This is a genomic window from Nocardia sp. bgisy134, from assembly GCF_057708325.1.
The window spans coordinates 88,416-103,736 of the sequence record NZ_JBYIRW010000004.1 but is presented as its reverse complement, the minus strand read 5'-3'; the positions used below and the strand labels follow the sequence as shown (position 1 = coordinate 103,736).

Below are 15,321 nucleotides of genomic sequence, written 5' to 3'. Positions count from 1 at the left end.
GCCGGAAGGGCCTTCGGTAGCTGTTTGCCGGGTGCCCTGCCGGGTAGCTGACCGATATGGGCTTATCGGTGCGAGGAGTCGTCTTCAACCCGCTGGTCTCCGCCGTCGCGGGCACAGCGGTCGATGTCGCGCGGTCCGGAGCCGGGTTGGCGTTCGACACCGGGATGAAGGTCGCCGCCGTGCCGGTCCACGTCGCCGAGACGGGCGTGCGTGCCGCCGTCGCGGGCGCCGAACTGGTGCTCCCCGACGCGGCGGGCCACCTGCGCGACGATCTGGCCGACCTCGTCGATCCGCACGCCGGACGGACCCAGCGGCGGATCGCGGTGAGCGAGGACCGCGCGACCGTCGAGGTGCGCGGGCTCACCGACGAAGACAACCCGGCCATCACGCGGGCGCTCGGCAAGCGACTCGATCGCCTGCGCGCGGTGCGCTGGTGGGAGGTCAACGCGGTCACCGGACGGGTCGTCGCGGCGCTCGCGCACGGCGCGGCGGACCTACCCGCGCTGCTCGCCGAGGTCGAGCGAACCGAGCGTGACGCCGAGGTCGCCGACCGCGAGTGGAGCCGCCGCGAGGAGTTTCCCGCGGATCGAGAACCATTGCTGGTCGCCGGAATTCAGGTCGCCGGAGATCTGTGCGCGATGGCCGTCGCGAGCGCCGCGTGGCTGCTGCCGATCCGGCCGCCGGTGCGGGCGCTGCGTTCGATCGCCGCGTTCACCGACTCCCAGCCGCGATTGCGGCGCATGCTGGAGGATCGATTGGGCCGTCCCAGAACGGATCTGGTGCTGAGCACCGCGACGGCGTTCGGCAACGCACTCGGCAACGCGCCGGCCGAAGGCATGGCGAACCTGTTCGCCGACACCGTGCAGCGCACGATGGTGCTCACCGAAGTCGTCGCGCGGCGCGCCCAGTGGCACAGCTGGGAGTGCGAGCTCACCACGCACGCGGCGCTCTCCGTCGACGAGCCGCTGCCCCCGCACACCAGGCCCGCCGATCTGCCGCACGGACCCGTGGAGCGGGTCGGCGACGAGACCTCGGCCGCCGCGTTGCTGAGCGCCGCGGCGTTCGGCGCGTCACGGAGCGGAAGCGCCGCGGCGGAGGCGCTCGAACTAGGCGCGCCCAAAGCCGCCCGCGCGACCAGGGAGGCCTACGCCGCCGCCGTCTCGACGACCCTGTCGCGCGCGGGCGTACTCACCCTGGAACCGGTCGTCTGGCGACGGCTGGACCGCCTCAGCGCGCTCATAGTCGACGGCGAATCCTTGCTGACCCCAGGCCGTCTGGTGCTGGCCGCCGAGGCCATCGATCCGCGGTGGCGAGACCCGCACCGGCGACACCGGCCGGACCGGGCGTCGGCCGGCACGGACGGCGCCGACGGGGCCGACGGGGCCACCCGCGACGGCGCCGAGCCGCCTGCCACGTCGGAGGACGCGGCGCGTCGAGTGTCGGGCAACGGGTCCGGCCCCGCGAAGGACGACCTGGGCGAGCGGGTGAAAGCAAACGAACAGCGGGCTGCGGCCCACGTGTGGAGTGCGGCCCAGCGTCTGCTCCGCCCCGGCACGGACGAGGGAGCCCCTGGCGCGAAAGACCAAGCACAGCAGCAAGATACGCACGGCTTGCGCTTGGTGCACCCCACGAGCGGGCTGCCGGACCGCGGCGCCACCCTACGCCCGGTCTGGCGCGAATTGCGCGACGGCGACCGGCCGGTCGGCCGGGTCCTGATCGGTCGCGAGCTGGACCGCCGCGCCCACGCCGTGCTCGGCGCGGCACGGAGCGCGGGTCTGCGGGTGACCCTGGTCGGCGGCGAGGACGTCGCCGAGTTGCGTTCCCTCGCCGACGAATTCGCCTCGGCCGGGGTGTCGATGAGCAAGCTGGTACACGGCGCGCAGCAGGACGGTCACGTCGTCGCGGTGCTGAGCCCCCGCGCGCACAAGGCGCTGGCCTGGGCCGACGTCGCGATCGGCCTGTGCGGCGGGGACTGGGGGTCGATGCGTCCACCGTGGAGCGCGGACCTGCTCTGCCGCGATCTGACCCAGGCCCAACGGGTGCTCGCCGCCGTCGCCCCGGCCAGGCAGGCCAGCGAACGCGGCCGGGCGTTGGCCCTCTCGGCCTGCGCACTCGGTGGACTGCTGCTGGCGACCGGACCCGCCCGGCGCGGCCGCTACTCGCCGATGGTCACCGCGCACTGCGTCGGCCTGCTCAACGGCGCTGTCGCGGGCTGGCGGGCCGTGCGCGCCGAACCGCCTGGCACCTTGGCTCCGCTGCTGCCCTGGCACGCGCTGGAATCCGATGAGGTCCTCTCCCGGCTGCCGCGACCACCGGCCCTGGCCGAGCGAGCTGCCGAAGCCTCTCGCGCCCCGGCGATCCTGGCGCCGTTGGCAGGGCTGGTCTCGTTCGCCGGGCAGCTTCGCCGCGAGCTGGCCGACCCGCTCACCCCGATCCTCGGTGTCGGCGCGGTCGCCACCGCCATCCTCGGCTCGCCGTCCGACGCCGTCCTGCTCTCCTCGGTGCTGACCGTCAACGCGCTCGTCTCCGCGCGGCAGCGCCAGAAGGCCGAGAACGCCCTGCACCGGCTGATGGCCGACGAACAGGTGACCGCCCGGCTGCTGGACCGCGCCGTGATCGACGACGGCGGCGCCGAACCGGATACGGACCGCGCCGACGAAAGTGTTGTCCCCGCGTACCGCCTCGCGCTCGGTGATGTCGTCGCGCTGCGGGCGGGCGATATCGTGCCCGCCGACGCGCGGCTGCTGTGGCTCGACGATCTCGAGATGGACGAATCGGGATTGACCGGCGAATCGGTGACCGTGGAGAAGCAGCTGGCCGCGACGCCGGGCGCCGAGCTCGGCGACCGGGCGTGCATGGTCTTCGAGGGCAGCACCGTGGTGAGCGGCGCGGCCTGCGCCGTCGTGGTCGCCGTCGGGGCCGACACCCAGGCGGGCCGCGCGACCGCGGGCGCGGTGCCGCCCGAAAAGGGCGGCGTCCAAGCGCAATTGCGGCGGTTGACCGATCGTGTGCTGCCCCTCACCTTGACCGGCGGCGGCGCGGTGACGGCGCTGGGCGGCTTGCGTGGACAACCGCTGCGCACCGCGATCGCCGACGGCGTCGGTGTGGCCGTCGCGGCGGTGCCGGAAGGCCTGCCGCTGGTCGCCACCGTCGCACAGCTGGCGGCCGCGCGCAGGCTCTCCAAGCACGGCGTCCTGGTGCGGGCCAGTCGTACCGTCGAGGCGCTCGGCCGGGTCGACACCCTGTGCTTCGACAAGACCGGGACACTCACCGAAGGCCGGTTGCGGCTGACCACTCTCGCCGACCTGCACGACCAGTGGCAGCCCGACGCTGATTCCGACGCCGCGCGCCGTCTGCTGCGTGCCGCCGCGCGCGCCTGCCCCGACCAGGACGAGGGTCCGGTGCTGCACGCCACGGACCGCGCGGTCGTCGATGCCGCCGACGTGCTCGGCGACGACGCGCACGAATGGGATCCGATCGAGGAAATTCCGTTCGAGTCCAACCGCGGCTACGCCGCCGCGCTCGGCCACACCACCCGCAGGCTGCGCCTGGTGGTCAAGGGCGCCCCCGAGGTGGTGCTCCCGCGCTGCGCCAAGGTGCGCACGGGCGAACAGGACAAGCAGCCGCTCACCGACGAACAGCGCGAACACGCGCAGGCAGTCGTGCGGGATCTGGCCGAACAGGGTCTGCGGGTGCTGGTGGTGGCCCGCCGGGATTTGGACGAGGAGCCGGAGGATGTCGAGGAGGCGGTCGACGAACTCACCCTGCTCGGCTTCCTCGGATTGGCCGATACACCGCGTCCGCAGACGCTGCCGCTGGTGAATGCCTTGCGCGAGAACGGGATCGGCATCCGCATGATCACCGGCGATCACCCGGTGACCGCCGCGGCCGTCGCGCGGCAGCTGGGCATCGACGCGGAGTCGGTGGCCACCGGCGCGGATCTGGACCGGCTCGACGACAGCGCGCAGACCAAGCTGATCGAGAAGACCTCGGTGTTCGCCAGGGTCGCTCCGGAACAGAAGGTGCGCATCGTCGCCGCGCTGCGCCGCGGCGGGCACGTCGTCGGCATGACCGGCGACGGCAGCAACGACGCGGCCGCGATCCGCAGCGCGGACGTCGGAATCGGTGTGGCCGCACACGGTTCCGCGGCCGCCCGCAACGCCGCCGATCTGGTTCTCACCGACCCCGACCCGACCGCGCTGCTGCACGCCCTGGTGGAGGGGCGCGGCATGTGGCAGCGGATCAACGACGCCGTCGGCGTGCTGGTCGGCGGGAACGCGGGCGAGGTCGCCTTCACGCTGTACGGCACGGCCGTGAGCGGTCACGCCCCGCTCGGCACCCGCCAGTTCCTCTTGGTGAACATGCTCACCGACATGTTCCCCGCGCTGGCGCTCGCCCTGTCCCGCGACCGCGAGGAGCAGAACGCCGCCGATCCCGAGCAGCGGGCGCGTCAGCTCTCCGACATCCCGCCCGCGCGACTCGGGTCGGAACTCACGCACACCATCGCGGTGCGCGGCATCGCCACCGCCGCAGGCGCGGCGGCCGCGTGGACGATCGGCCGCTACACCGGCTCGCACCGGCGCGCCGCCACCATCGGCTTGGTCGCGCTGATCGGCACCCAGCTCGGACAGACCCTGCTCTCCGGCCACGACAGCCCGCTGGTCTGGGTCACCACCGCGGCCAGCGGCGCGGTGCTCGCCGCGGTGGTCATGACGCCGGGGGTGTGCAACTACTTCGGCTGCACCCCGCTGGGCCCGGTCGGCTGGACCATCGCCGCGACGACCGCTGCCGCGGCGACCGCGGGTTCGGTGGTGCTCCCCCGCTACCTGCCCGCGCCCGCCGCCGACGATTGACCCGCGCGTTTCGACCAACTGGAATTCGTTCGGGGACAGGCACTCTCGATCGGAAACCGGCAGTCCGATGATCGGCGCGGCACTGTGGCCCGCGCCGATTCCTCGGCTCGCTCCGGTCAGGACTCGTCCGGACCCGTGGTGAGCGGAGGCTCGTCCGGGACGACGTCCGGTTCCTCGGCGTCGAGACGCCGGCCGATCGACTCGCCCGCGCGCAGCACGGCGGGCGGTTCGGCGTAGCGTTCGGCGGCCGACCACGCGTCGGGCGGGTCCATCGCCGCCTCGAGCGGATCGGCGTCGAGTTCGTCCTCGTCGAGCTGTTCGGTCGTGGACGGGATCTCGTCGGTCCACGACGTGTCGTCGAGCGGCTCTCCGCCGGAAAGTTCGGTCATGCTCGAGGGGTTTCCGCTGGCGAGCCGCCGAAACGGGTCAACCGTCCTCGTGGCGCGAACGCTCCAGCCGGTTGAAATTGCTCGGTGAGCCGTCGGCCCGCTGCTCCTGGTACAGGAAGCGCAGCCGCCGGTCGTCGAAGGTCGCGAACCATTCGTCCCAGCCGACGGGGCGCAGCACCGCGCCGCCGTAGCCGGGAAAGTCGAAGCGCAGCACGCCGAGACGGCCGTTGTACTCGCTGCCCGGCATGGTGGCGGGGCGAGCGCCGCGCTGCTCGGCCCACCGCCTGATCACCTCGTGGTTGCGCGTGACCAGGGTGCGGCCCGCTCGGTCCGGGCGCTGGGTCGGCGACGTGATCTCCTGTGCCTGCTGCAGCGACCTCGAATGCCCCGGTCCGGCGTGCGGAGCCCGGATGGCGGGTCGTCGCTGATAGTCCATGACGACTCCCTCTGCGCCCTCGTATCTCGTTGTCCGGTTGTCTCACCACGTACCCGAACCGGAACGTCGGCAAACGGGAGTGAGGCATATGCCGCAACCGATTCGTCCGGTGTGCGGTGGGTATCCGCTGGATGATCGGCCTTCGCCGCCGAGGTTCGCGACGGTGCGGGTCAGGGCGCCACCCAGGAGATGCCGCATGGACGACCACACGCCACAGCCGATACCCGATCCCATACCCCCGAATCCGCAGCCCGACCCGGTGCCGACGCCGCCCGAGCCGGAGCCGATTCCGAACCCAGATCCGGCTCCGCACCCGTTTCCGCCGCCGTTCCCGCCCGAGCCAGGACCTTCCCCGCTGCCGTCCGAACCGGAGCCGGGACACCCGTTTCCGCCGGAACCCGACCGGCCGACGCCGCCGCCCGGCCCGGACCCGCGCGAACCCGCTCCCCCGCCCGAGCCGGGGCCGGGGCGCCCCATACCGGGGCCCGATCCAGCGCCCGCACCGCCGAATCCGCAGTGAGGACGCGCGTCAGTCGCGCAGCGCCTCCTCGCGCAGCCAGCGCAGGGTCTTGGCGAGAATCCGGGAAACGTGCATCTGCGAGACGCCGAGCACGTCGGCGATCTGCGTCTGGGTCTTGCCCTCGAAGAACCGCATGATCAGCACCTGCCGCTCACGATCGGGCAGCTCGGAGATGAGCGGCTTGACCGCCATGAAGTCCTCCACCAGGTGGTAGGAGGGCTCCTCGGCGCCGAGACTTTCCAACAGCGGCAGCGGCGCGCTGTCGATGTCGTCGCCCGCGACGGCGTCGATGGACGACGATTGGTACGCGTTGCCAGCGATCAGCGCCTGGGTGACCTCCACGAGGTCGACGCCGAGCTCGTCGGCGATCTCGCGGGCGCGCGGCATCCGGCCGAGCCGCTGCGACAGCGCTTCCACCGTCGCGCCGATGCTGAGCTGGATCTCCTTGGTTCGCCGCGGCACCCGAACGGCCCACGTGTTGTCGCGGAAATGCCTGCGGACCTCGCCCATGATGGTCGGCACCGCGAAGGCGAGGAAGGACGAGCCGCGGCTGACGTCGAACCTGTCGGCGGCCTGCACCAGCCCGAGCCGCGCGACTTGGAGCAGATCGTCGAAGACCTCGCCGCGCCCGGAGAACTTGCGCGCGATGTGCTCGGCCAGCGGCAGGCAGCGTCCGATCAGCTCTTCCCGGAGGGCGACGCGGCGGGGGTCGCCCGGGGCGAGTGCATCGATCTTCTCGAAGAGCGGCTCGATATTGTCGTAGCTGTCGCCCGCCGACCTCGATTCACCCGCCATCGGCGCCCCCTCGCACCCAGGCGAAGTCGACGACCGTCCGATAACCCGACAGCTCCCCGTCGTAGGGCTCCTGCTGCGCGGCGATGGATTCGGTGAGGGTCCGTACGATGTGCCATCCGAAACCGGCCTGCTCCACTATCGAGTCGGTCGTCACGATCGATGACACGTGCACGAACATGCGAGTCTCGTCGTAAGTGAACGCGCAGTCGATGTCCGAGCCCGGCACCGCGTCCAAGATCAGCACGGTGGCGACCTCGTCGAGCGCGAGGCGGATGTCGGTGACCTCGTCGATGGCGAAATCCGCGATGAGAGCCACGGTTTCGGCGAGGGCGCGCAGCATCGTCAGCTGCTCGAGCCGCGCGGGCACGCGAACACCTATGGTCGTCGTTTCCGTCGAGGACTGCGAGGTCCACTCCCCCATCACCCATCACCACCTTGTTTCGCGCGGCCGATCCGTCAGGCTACCGCGCAACAATCGCCAGCCCTGGTGATCGGGCGACCGCGGCGTCCCTCATCGTTGCACTTACCCGTCGGACACGAACTGAAACGCCGGTCATCGCCGACGTGGGTTCCAACCCTACCGCCGCACCCGCTCGTGCGCGGTGAGCAACAGGTGATCGAATTCCGTGCGAACGCCCACGGCGGCCTGCGTCACGGTGCTCATCTCGGCGATCAATTGGGCGGCCAGCGCACGCAGCTTCACGTTGGTTTCCTGGGAACGCCAGCTCAGCACGCGAAACGCCTGTTCCGCGCTGACGCCGTAAACCAGCATCAACGCGCCCTTGGCCTGTTCGATGACCGCGCGCGCCTCGTACAGCTCCGGCAGCGTGTCGTCCAGCGTCTCCTGTCGATGCTCCTCGAGTGTTTCGGTGACATCGACGTAGTAGCCCGCGGTGCCGACCACCTCGCCGGATTCGTCGGCCATCCGGTCGGCCACCACGATGATGTGGTGCACGACCCCCTTCGTGTCGATGATCCGGTGCCTGCTGGAGAACGGTTCGGCGGTCTCGATGGACTTCGCGAGCCGCGTGGCGACTTGATCGCGATCGTCGGGGTGCTTGTGGGAGAGCAACAATTCCGTCGTCGGGCGCACCGTTCCCGGCGAGTACCCGTGCATCACGGCAACCTCGTCCGACCACTCCCACCGCTCGTCCGCGAACCAGAACCGGAAACTGCCGACATTCTGCGGCGTTCCCATACCGATCACCCGGTTCAGCACGAACGCGTCGCCGGGCGGCATCGACCCACTCTCCGTCACAGGAAAAGTATCCGTCTTCGCCGGGCACGCGGCGAGCAGATCGGCCTCGCCGAGGACTATCGGCCCCTCTTCTCAGGCCGGTACGGCGGTGGTCGCGCGACGCCAGCTGCGATGCCTGGCCAGCACGTCGGCGAACGTGTCGACGAAGTCGCCCGGCAGCGCGCCGCCGCTCGACTCGGTGGTGATCACCCCGTGTTCGATGCCGAGATCGCGATCTGTCGGCGCGTCGGGGACGATCCCGGAGATGCGCAGGACCGAGACGCCCGCGCCGAAGGCCGCGACGGCCTTCGCGTGCTTGAACGCCTCCAGCACGAAATGCACCGCGGAACCGTTGCGCGCCAACGTCTCCGCCGCCGCGGAGCCACCCGCGACGACGACGCCGTCGTAGAGCACGGAGGCGGCGGTGACCAGCGCCCGATCGACGGCGAGCTGATCGCCGTCGGATCCGTCACCCCTGATCGCGCCACCGTGCAGGCCGAGCACCTCGACGATCGCGCCGCGTTCGGTCAGCGCCGTGCGCAGCGCCCGAACCCCGGCCGCGTCGACGCCGTCGGCGGCGAGTACCGCGATCTTGCGGGTCTGGATCGTGTCCATCGCGGTGTTGGCCTGGGACAGCGCCGGTGAGACGAATGCGTCGGTGGTGTCGACGTCGAGCGCGGGGGCGGAGACGCCCAGCTTGCCCGCCACCCGCACCGCCAGCGCGGAGTCGATGCGGACCAGATGCTCCATGACCCGTTCGCGGATCTCCGGTCGCCCGACTTTGCCCAGTTCGAAGGCGAACGCGTCGATGATGTGTTCGGCCTCGGGCGGTGACATGCTCCGCCAGAACATCCTCGGCTGCCGGTAGTGCTCCTTGAAGCTCTCCGCGCGTTTGCGCAGCGCCTGACCGTCGATCTGTTGCGGGTAATGCTGGAACGCACCGGAATCGGCCAGGAACGGGCAGCCGCCGCCGATGCTGTTCTTGGTGTAGGCCGCCTGGCCCCCTGGGATCGCGTGCTGGCCGTAGCCGTCCTGCTGGTGATTGCGGACCTCGGCCACCGGCCGGTTGATCGGCAGCTGGGCGAAATTGGGGCCGCCGAGCCGGATCAGCTGGGTGTCCAAGTAGGAGAAATTGCGCAGCTGGAGCAGGGGGTCGTTGGTGAAGTCGATGCCGGGCACCAGGTTCGCGGTGTGGAAGGCGACCTGCTCGGTCTCGGCGAAGAAGTTGTCCGGATTACGGTCGAGCACCATCCGCCCGACCGGCCGGACCGGGACCTGCTCCTCGGGAATGAGTTTGGTCGCGTCGAGCAGGTCGAAATCGAAGTCGAATTCGCGCTCCTCGGGCACCAGCTGGACGCCGAGCTCCCATTCGGGATACTGGCCTGCCTCGATGCAATCCCAGAGATCGCGGCGGTTGAAATCGGGGTCGCGTCCGGCGATCTGCTGACATTCGTCCCACACCAGGGAGTGCACGCCGAGCAGCGGCTTCCAGTGGAACTTGACGAAGGTGCCCTTGCCGCGCGCGTCGACCAAGCGGAAGGTGTGCACACCGAAGCCCTGCATCATCCGGTAGCTGCGCGGCAACGCCCGGTCCGACATCAGCCACATGATGGCGTGCAGCGTCTCGGGTTGCAGCGAGACGAAGTCCCACAGGGTGTCGTGCGCCGAGGCGGCCTGCGGAATCTCGTTGTGCGGTTCGGGTTTCACCGCGTGCACGAAATCGGGGAACTTGATGCCGTCCTGGATGAAGAACACCGGGAAGTTGTTCCCGACCAGATCGTAATTGCCCTGCGCGGTATAGAATTTCGTGGCGAAACCGCGCACGTCGCGCACCGTGTCGGCGGAGCCGCGGGATCCGGCGACGGTGGAGAACCGAACGAAGACAGGGGTGCGCACGCGGGGGTCGGTGAGGAACGTGGCCGTCGTGACGTCGGACAGCGCGTTGTCGTAGGGCTGGAAGTGTCCGTAGGCGCCCGCGCCACGGGCGTGCACCACGCGCTCGGGGATGCGCTCGTGATCGAAGTGGGTGATCTTCTCCCGCGCGTGGAAATCGTCCATCAGGGTGGGGCCGCGGTCCCCGGCGGCCAGCGCGTCGTCGGTGCTCTCGACGCGCACGCCCTGCTGGGTCGTCAGATAACCGCGCTCCCGGTCGACCCGGTGTGCGTCGAGCTGTCGCTGCTTGGGATCGGCGCCGGATCTGCCCGCGCCGTTGCCCGATCGCTCGTCCACTGGTCTCCTCCTGCCCTGCTGTCGATCCCTCTCGTCCCGCCGACTGCCCGCATTCGATGCGGGTAAACCGAGCTCATCGAGCCTTTCGCGGCCGCCGCCCTGCACCGAAAGCGCGCGACGCTCCGTTTGCGGGCCGCTCGGGCGGGCATATCTCGCACATATCGCCGACGGCACGCCCGGTCCGTGGTCGCGCCGGGTGACGTCGTGCGCCCGTCCTCGCACCGAACGGAGCAGCCGTGAAGATCGCCCTGGTTTCCGAACACGTCAGTCCGCTCGCGGATCCCGGCGGCGGCGCGGGCGGTCAACAAGTGCACGTCGCGGCACTCTCGGCGGCACTGACCCGCGCCGGGCACCGGGTCACGGTGTACACCCGGCGCGACGACCCGCACATCAGGACCGAGGTGACGACCAGGGACGGATACCGCGTCGTGCACGTCCCCGCCGGACCGCCGCGGCCGCTCAGCGGCGACCGGACGCTGCCCCACCTCGGCGAATTCGGCACCTTCCTGCGCAAGCACTGGGCGCGCGACACCCCCGATCTGGTGCACGCGCACTTCTGGATCTCCGCGCTCGCCGCCGAACTGGCGGCCAGGGCGCACGACATCCCGGTGGTGGTGACCTTCCACGCGCTCGGCACCGTCGAGCGCCGCCACCACGGGCTGGCCGACACCAGCCCGCGCTCGCGGATCCGATTCGAGCGGCTCATCGCCACCAGGGCCGCGCACGTGCTGGCGACCAGCGCCGACGAGGCCATCGAACTGGTCAGGATGGGCGTGCCGCGCTTCCGTATCTCGGTGGCGCCGTGCGGCGTCGACCTCGCGGCATTCCGTCCCGAGGGAGCCGCCGCCGCCCGCAAGGCGCGTCACCGGCTCTTCGCGGCCGGACGACTGGTGCGCAGGAAGGGTTTCGACCTCGCGGTGCGCGCGTTGCCCGGCCTGCCCGAGACCGAACTGGTGATCGCGGGCGGTGCGGTGGGTGATGACGTGGACGACGACGCCGAGTTCAAGCGGCTGCGCCGGATCGCCACGGAATGTGGTGTGCACGAACGGGTTCGGCTGCTCGGCCAGGTGTCGCACAGCGCCATGCCCCGGCTCTACCGCTCGGCCGACGTGGTGCTGTGCACGCCGTGGTACGAGCCGTTCGCCCTGGTGCCCCTGGAGGCGATGGCCTGCCGCAAGCCGGTGGTGACGACCGCGGTCGGCGGGATGCTCGACACGGTGGTCGACGGCGTCACCGGCAGGTTCGTCGCCCCGGCCGAACCCGAGGCCGTTGCCCGCGCGGTGCGCCCGCTGCTCGAGGACGAGACGCTGCGCGAAACCTGGGGTGCGGCGGGCTGGCAACGGGCGCGCAGCCGCTACTCCTGGGATCGCGTGGCCGCAGCCACGATGGCGGCCTACCGCCGCGCCGCGCCCGCGCGTGCCGCGGTCGTCACGGGTGCGGCCGGCTCCGGGCGCGCCACCGCCACGGCGCGATGAACCACGTAAGGACGAACAGCGCCGCGGTGACGACGCCCGCGACCACCGCCGCGGTGGTGCCCGCAACGACGTCGACCACGAGGATCAACGCTCCTATCAGTGCGACGCCGAGCAGCGCAACCCCCGCCATGGCGCACTGGTGCGCGGCCGCGACGACATTGCCGAGCCGATGCCTGCGGAACAGAATGCGATGCCAGGAAACCGGTGCCACGAGGAACACCGTCGCGCCGAACGCCGCGCAGACGGTCACCAGATAGAGCACCCGCATCTGGTGCGACAACGCCGCGAACCCGGCTTGGAACGGCAGCAGCAGCAACGCGCCGATGAGGAACTGCACACCGGTCTGCACGACGCGCAACTCCTGGATCAGGCTGGCCCAGTTGCGGTCCAGTCGTTCGAGCTCGGTTTCGTCCCTGCCCTCGTCGTGGTGTCGACCCGCACGATCCGAGGTGTCGTCATCGTCGGGCACGGGCGGTCTTCCGGCGATGCCCCCTCGGCAGCCCGGACTTCTTCGTGTCGCCGCGCCGGGTGGTCTTCGGCATCTCACCACCCCTTCCGCATCGGTACCCTCACGGTCGTCTCCCGACCCGCTGCACGCCATCGCATACCCGCTCAGCCCCTGATTAACCGGGTATCGGCCGGGTACCACCGCAACATGGTCGCCACCATGGACGAACTGCTGCACGCGCTGACCCGCGCCGCGAACACCCTGCACGAGGCGGAGATCAGGTTCGCGGTGGCCGGCGGCTGCGCGGTGTACGCCCGCGGCGGTCCCACCTCGGATCACGACGTGGATCTGTTCGTGAAACCGGCCGATATCTCGCAGGCCATCCAAGCGCTCGCCAAGGCGGGGCTGCGGGTGTGCGAGCCGCCCGAGGATTGGCTGTCCAAGGTCTATGACGGCGACACCCTCGTCGATGTCATCTACCGGCCCAACTGCCGGGACGTCACCGACGAGTTGCTCGACCGGGCGACGGTCATGCGGGTCGGCCCCACGGTGGCGCCGGTGATCAGCGCGACCGATCTGATGATCGACAAATTGCTCGTCTTCGACGCGCACCGCTTGGATCTGAGCCCGCTGCTGCACATCGCGCGGGATCTGCGCGAGCAGGTCGATTGGGCCGTGGTGCGCAGTCAGACGAAGGAATCGCCATATGCCCGAGCCTTTCTCGGCCTGGTCGACGACCTCGGCATCACCGATGCGGGCTGGACCGGCGCAGGGCATCGGGCTCGAGAAGAAAGCTGAGCCGATGGAGAAACCCCAGTATCTCGTCGCCCGTCTGCGCCGCGCACTCGCCGAGGACCCGCGCACCGCCGAACTCGGTGTACAGGTCACCATCCGCGGCGAGGTGGTGGTGCTCGACGGCGAAGTGACGAGCGCCCATTGCAAACAGCAGATGGAGAAGGTGGTGCGCGAGCAACTGCCCGGCGTGGTCATCCACAACGACGTGCACGTCACGGTGCCCACCGCGCCGACCGGAACCGAACACCTGTCGTCGCAGGAAGGGAGCTGACGCCATGCGGATCGCCGCGGTAGGCGACGTACATCTGGGAGCCGAATCCTCCGGCCAGCTGCGACCCGTGCTCCGCGAACTCCCCCTGCGCGCCGACGTGCTCCTGCTCGCCGGAGACCTCACCAGGCACGGCACGCTGGACGAGGCGCGCGTGGTGGCGACGGAGTTCACCGACCTCGGCGTGCCCGTGATCGCCGTGCTCGGCAACCACGACCACCACAGCGACGCCCAGGACGACATCACCGCCTTGCTCACCGACTACGGCATCACCGTGCTCGAGGGCAGTTCGACCACCGTGTCGATCGACGGGCAGACCCTCGGGGTGGCGGGCACGAAGGGCTTCGGCGGTGGGTTCGCGGGCAAGTGCGCCAGCGTCTTCGGCGAGCGGGTGATGCGCGAATTCGCCTGCCACACGGTGGCACTCGCCGATTCGCTGCGCGGCGCACTGGCCGAGCTGGACACCGACGTCACCATCGTGCTGACGCACTACTCTCCGGTCAGCGACACCCTGCACGGCGAGCCGAGAGAGATCTACCCGTTCCTCGGTTCCTATCTGCTCGGCGAGCCGATCGACGAGTTCGGCGCGGATCTGGCGCTGCACGGGCACGCGCACGCGGGCACCGAGCGCGGAACGACACCGGGCGGCATCAGGGTGCGCAATGTCGCCGAGCCGGTGATCCGGGCGGCCTACGCCATCTACGAGCTGGAACCGGCCAGGCAGCGGGCCGTCACCACCTGATACGCCCGGCGCGGCGAGGCGGCCAGGTTTCGGGCGGGGCTGCTGGGGCACACGGGCCGTATGGAAGCTCCGACGATCACTTCGAACGGGGCGACCGGACCGCTGAACGTCCTGGTGTGGCACGCGCACAGCCCTTGGATGACAGCATTCGTCCAGGGCGGGCATCGCTATCTGGTGCCCTATGACGCACGCCGCGGTGAATGGGCGCGTGGCCGGTGCGGTCGTCCCTGGCCCGCGAACGCGGTCGACATCGCACCCGCCGACCTGGTCGACACCGACATCGATCTCGTTGTTCTGCAACGCCCGAGGGAAATCGATCTCGCGCACGAATGGCTCGGCCGCGCGCCGGGCATAGACGTGCCCGCGGTGTACGTCGAACACAACACTCCGCACCAGCACGCGGCGCTGACCAGGCATCCGCTCGCGGGCCGCTCCGACATCCCGCTGGTGCACGTCACCCAGTTCAACCGGCTGATGTGGGACAACGGCCGGTGCCCGAGCATGGTGATCCCCTACGGGATTCCCGATCCCGGCCACCTGTACACCGGCGAACTGCCACGGGCGGCCACGATCATCCACGATCCCGTCCGCCGCTGCCGGATCACCGGCACCGATCTGCTCGCGCCGCTCTCCGACGCCGCGCCGATCGATGTCTACGGTTCCGGCACCGAACGGCTGGCCGACGCGCTGCACTGTCCAGCCGATCGAATCGCAGGCGCGGGCGATCTCGCCCAGGACCGGCTGCACGAGGAGCTGGCCCGACGCCGCGTTTTCCTGCACGTGCCGCGCTGGATGTCGCTGGGCATGTCGGTGCTGGAGGCGATGTATCTCGGCATGCCGATCGTGGCGCTCGGCACCACCGAGGTCTCCGCCTCGATTCCGCCCGAGGCCGGGGTGGTCTCGACCGAGCCCGCGATACTCGCCGAGGCGGTCCGCCAGTTCGTGCACGAGCCGATGTTCGCCGAATTGGCGGGCAAGGCGGCACGGCAGTGGGCCCAAGCCAATTTCGGTCTCGCCGAGTTCTTGCACACCTGGGATCGGCTGTTCGGCACTCTCGTCGGCGATCGCCACAGCACGTCCATCGGCTGACGCCGCTCGGCCGGACTGATTGCCTTGTGATTTCCGGGGTATCCG

The 15,321-nt window shown here is 70.5% G+C and carries 13 protein-coding genes; 6 read left to right on the top strand and 7 right to left on the bottom strand.

The window, feature by feature from the left end:
* Window positions 1-68: 68 nt before the first annotated feature.
* Window positions 69-4,853, top strand: a complete 4,785-nt coding sequence (locus AC3ERS_RS09375; protein WP_431965598.1) for a cation-translocating P-type ATPase — start codon at window positions 69-71, stop codon at window positions 4,851-4,853.
* A 116-nt stretch (window positions 4,854-4,969) separates the two neighbouring features.
* Here AC3ERS_RS09375 and AC3ERS_RS09370 read toward each other — a convergent pair whose 3' ends face one another.
* The 6 genes from AC3ERS_RS09370 to AC3ERS_RS09345 all read right to left on the bottom strand — a co-directional run bounded on the left by AC3ERS_RS09370 (window position 4,970) and on the right by AC3ERS_RS09345 (window position 10,459).
* Window positions 4,970-5,242, bottom strand: a complete 273-nt coding sequence (locus tag AC3ERS_RS09370) for a hypothetical protein (protein WP_431965596.1) — start codon at window positions 5,240-5,242, stop codon at window positions 4,970-4,972.
* A 37-nt stretch (window positions 5,243-5,279) separates the two neighbouring features.
* Window positions 5,280-5,678, bottom strand: a complete 399-nt coding sequence (locus AC3ERS_RS09365) for a hypothetical protein (RefSeq protein ID WP_431965594.1) — start codon at window positions 5,676-5,678, stop codon at window positions 5,280-5,282.
* A 529-nt stretch (window positions 5,679-6,207) separates the two neighbouring features.
* Window positions 6,208-6,993, bottom strand: coding sequence for an RNA polymerase sigma factor SigF (locus tag AC3ERS_RS09360; RefSeq protein ID WP_431965592.1), 786 nt, complete (start codon window positions 6,991-6,993; stop codon window positions 6,208-6,210).
* Window positions 6,983-7,360 (bottom strand): anti-sigma factor, encoded by a 378-nt coding sequence (locus AC3ERS_RS09355; RefSeq protein WP_431965590.1) that lies wholly within the window; start codon window positions 7,358-7,360, stop codon window positions 6,983-6,985. The genes AC3ERS_RS09360 and AC3ERS_RS09355 overlap by 11 nt, the downstream gene beginning before the upstream one ends.
* Before the next feature lie 210 nt (window positions 7,361-7,570).
* Window positions 7,571-8,251, bottom strand: a complete 681-nt coding sequence (locus AC3ERS_RS09350; RefSeq protein ID WP_431965588.1) for a PAS and ANTAR domain-containing protein — start codon at window positions 8,249-8,251, stop codon at window positions 7,571-7,573.
* A 72-nt stretch (window positions 8,252-8,323) separates the two neighbouring features.
* Window positions 8,324-10,459 (bottom strand): catalase, encoded by a 2,136-nt coding sequence (locus AC3ERS_RS09345; protein ID WP_431965586.1) that lies wholly within the window; start codon window positions 10,457-10,459, stop codon window positions 8,324-8,326.
* Between the two features lie 236 nt (window positions 10,460-10,695).
* On the opposite strand from AC3ERS_RS09345, the gene AC3ERS_RS09340 reads away from it, so the two are divergent.
* Window positions 10,696-11,934, top strand: coding sequence for a glycosyltransferase (locus tag AC3ERS_RS09340; protein WP_431965584.1), 1,239 nt, complete (start codon window positions 10,696-10,698; stop codon window positions 11,932-11,934).
* Here AC3ERS_RS09340 and AC3ERS_RS09335 read toward each other — a convergent pair.
* Window positions 11,888-12,403: a DUF6328 family protein gene (locus tag AC3ERS_RS09335; RefSeq protein ID WP_431965582.1), complete on the bottom strand. Its 516-nt coding sequence runs from the start codon at window positions 12,401-12,403 to the stop codon at window positions 11,888-11,890. The genes AC3ERS_RS09340 and AC3ERS_RS09335 overlap by 47 nt on opposite strands.
* 186 nt (window positions 12,404-12,589) lie before the next feature.
* Here AC3ERS_RS09335 and AC3ERS_RS09330 point away from each other — a divergent pair, with 186 nt between their 5' ends.
* The 4 genes from AC3ERS_RS09330 to AC3ERS_RS09315 all read left to right on the top strand — a co-directional run bounded on the left by AC3ERS_RS09330 (window position 12,590) and on the right by AC3ERS_RS09315 (window position 15,276).
* A complete protein-coding gene (locus AC3ERS_RS09330) occupies window positions 12,590-13,180 on the top strand; it encodes a nucleotidyltransferase family protein (protein WP_431965580.1) in 591 nt (196 codons plus the stop codon).
* A gap of 4 nt (window positions 13,181-13,184) precedes the next feature.
* Window positions 13,185-13,448 (top strand): BON domain-containing protein, encoded by a 264-nt coding sequence (locus AC3ERS_RS09325; RefSeq protein WP_431965579.1) that lies wholly within the window; start codon window positions 13,185-13,187, stop codon window positions 13,446-13,448.
* Window positions 13,449-13,452: 4 nt separating this feature from the next.
* Window positions 13,453-14,187, top strand: a complete 735-nt coding sequence (locus tag AC3ERS_RS09320; protein WP_431965577.1) for a metallophosphoesterase family protein — start codon at window positions 13,453-13,455, stop codon at window positions 14,185-14,187.
* A 138-nt stretch (window positions 14,188-14,325) separates the two neighbouring features.
* Entirely contained in the window at window positions 14,326-15,276 is a 951-nt protein-coding gene (locus tag AC3ERS_RS09315) for a glycosyltransferase (protein ID WP_431965575.1), read from the top strand.
* Window positions 15,277-15,321: the final 45 nt, after the last annotated feature.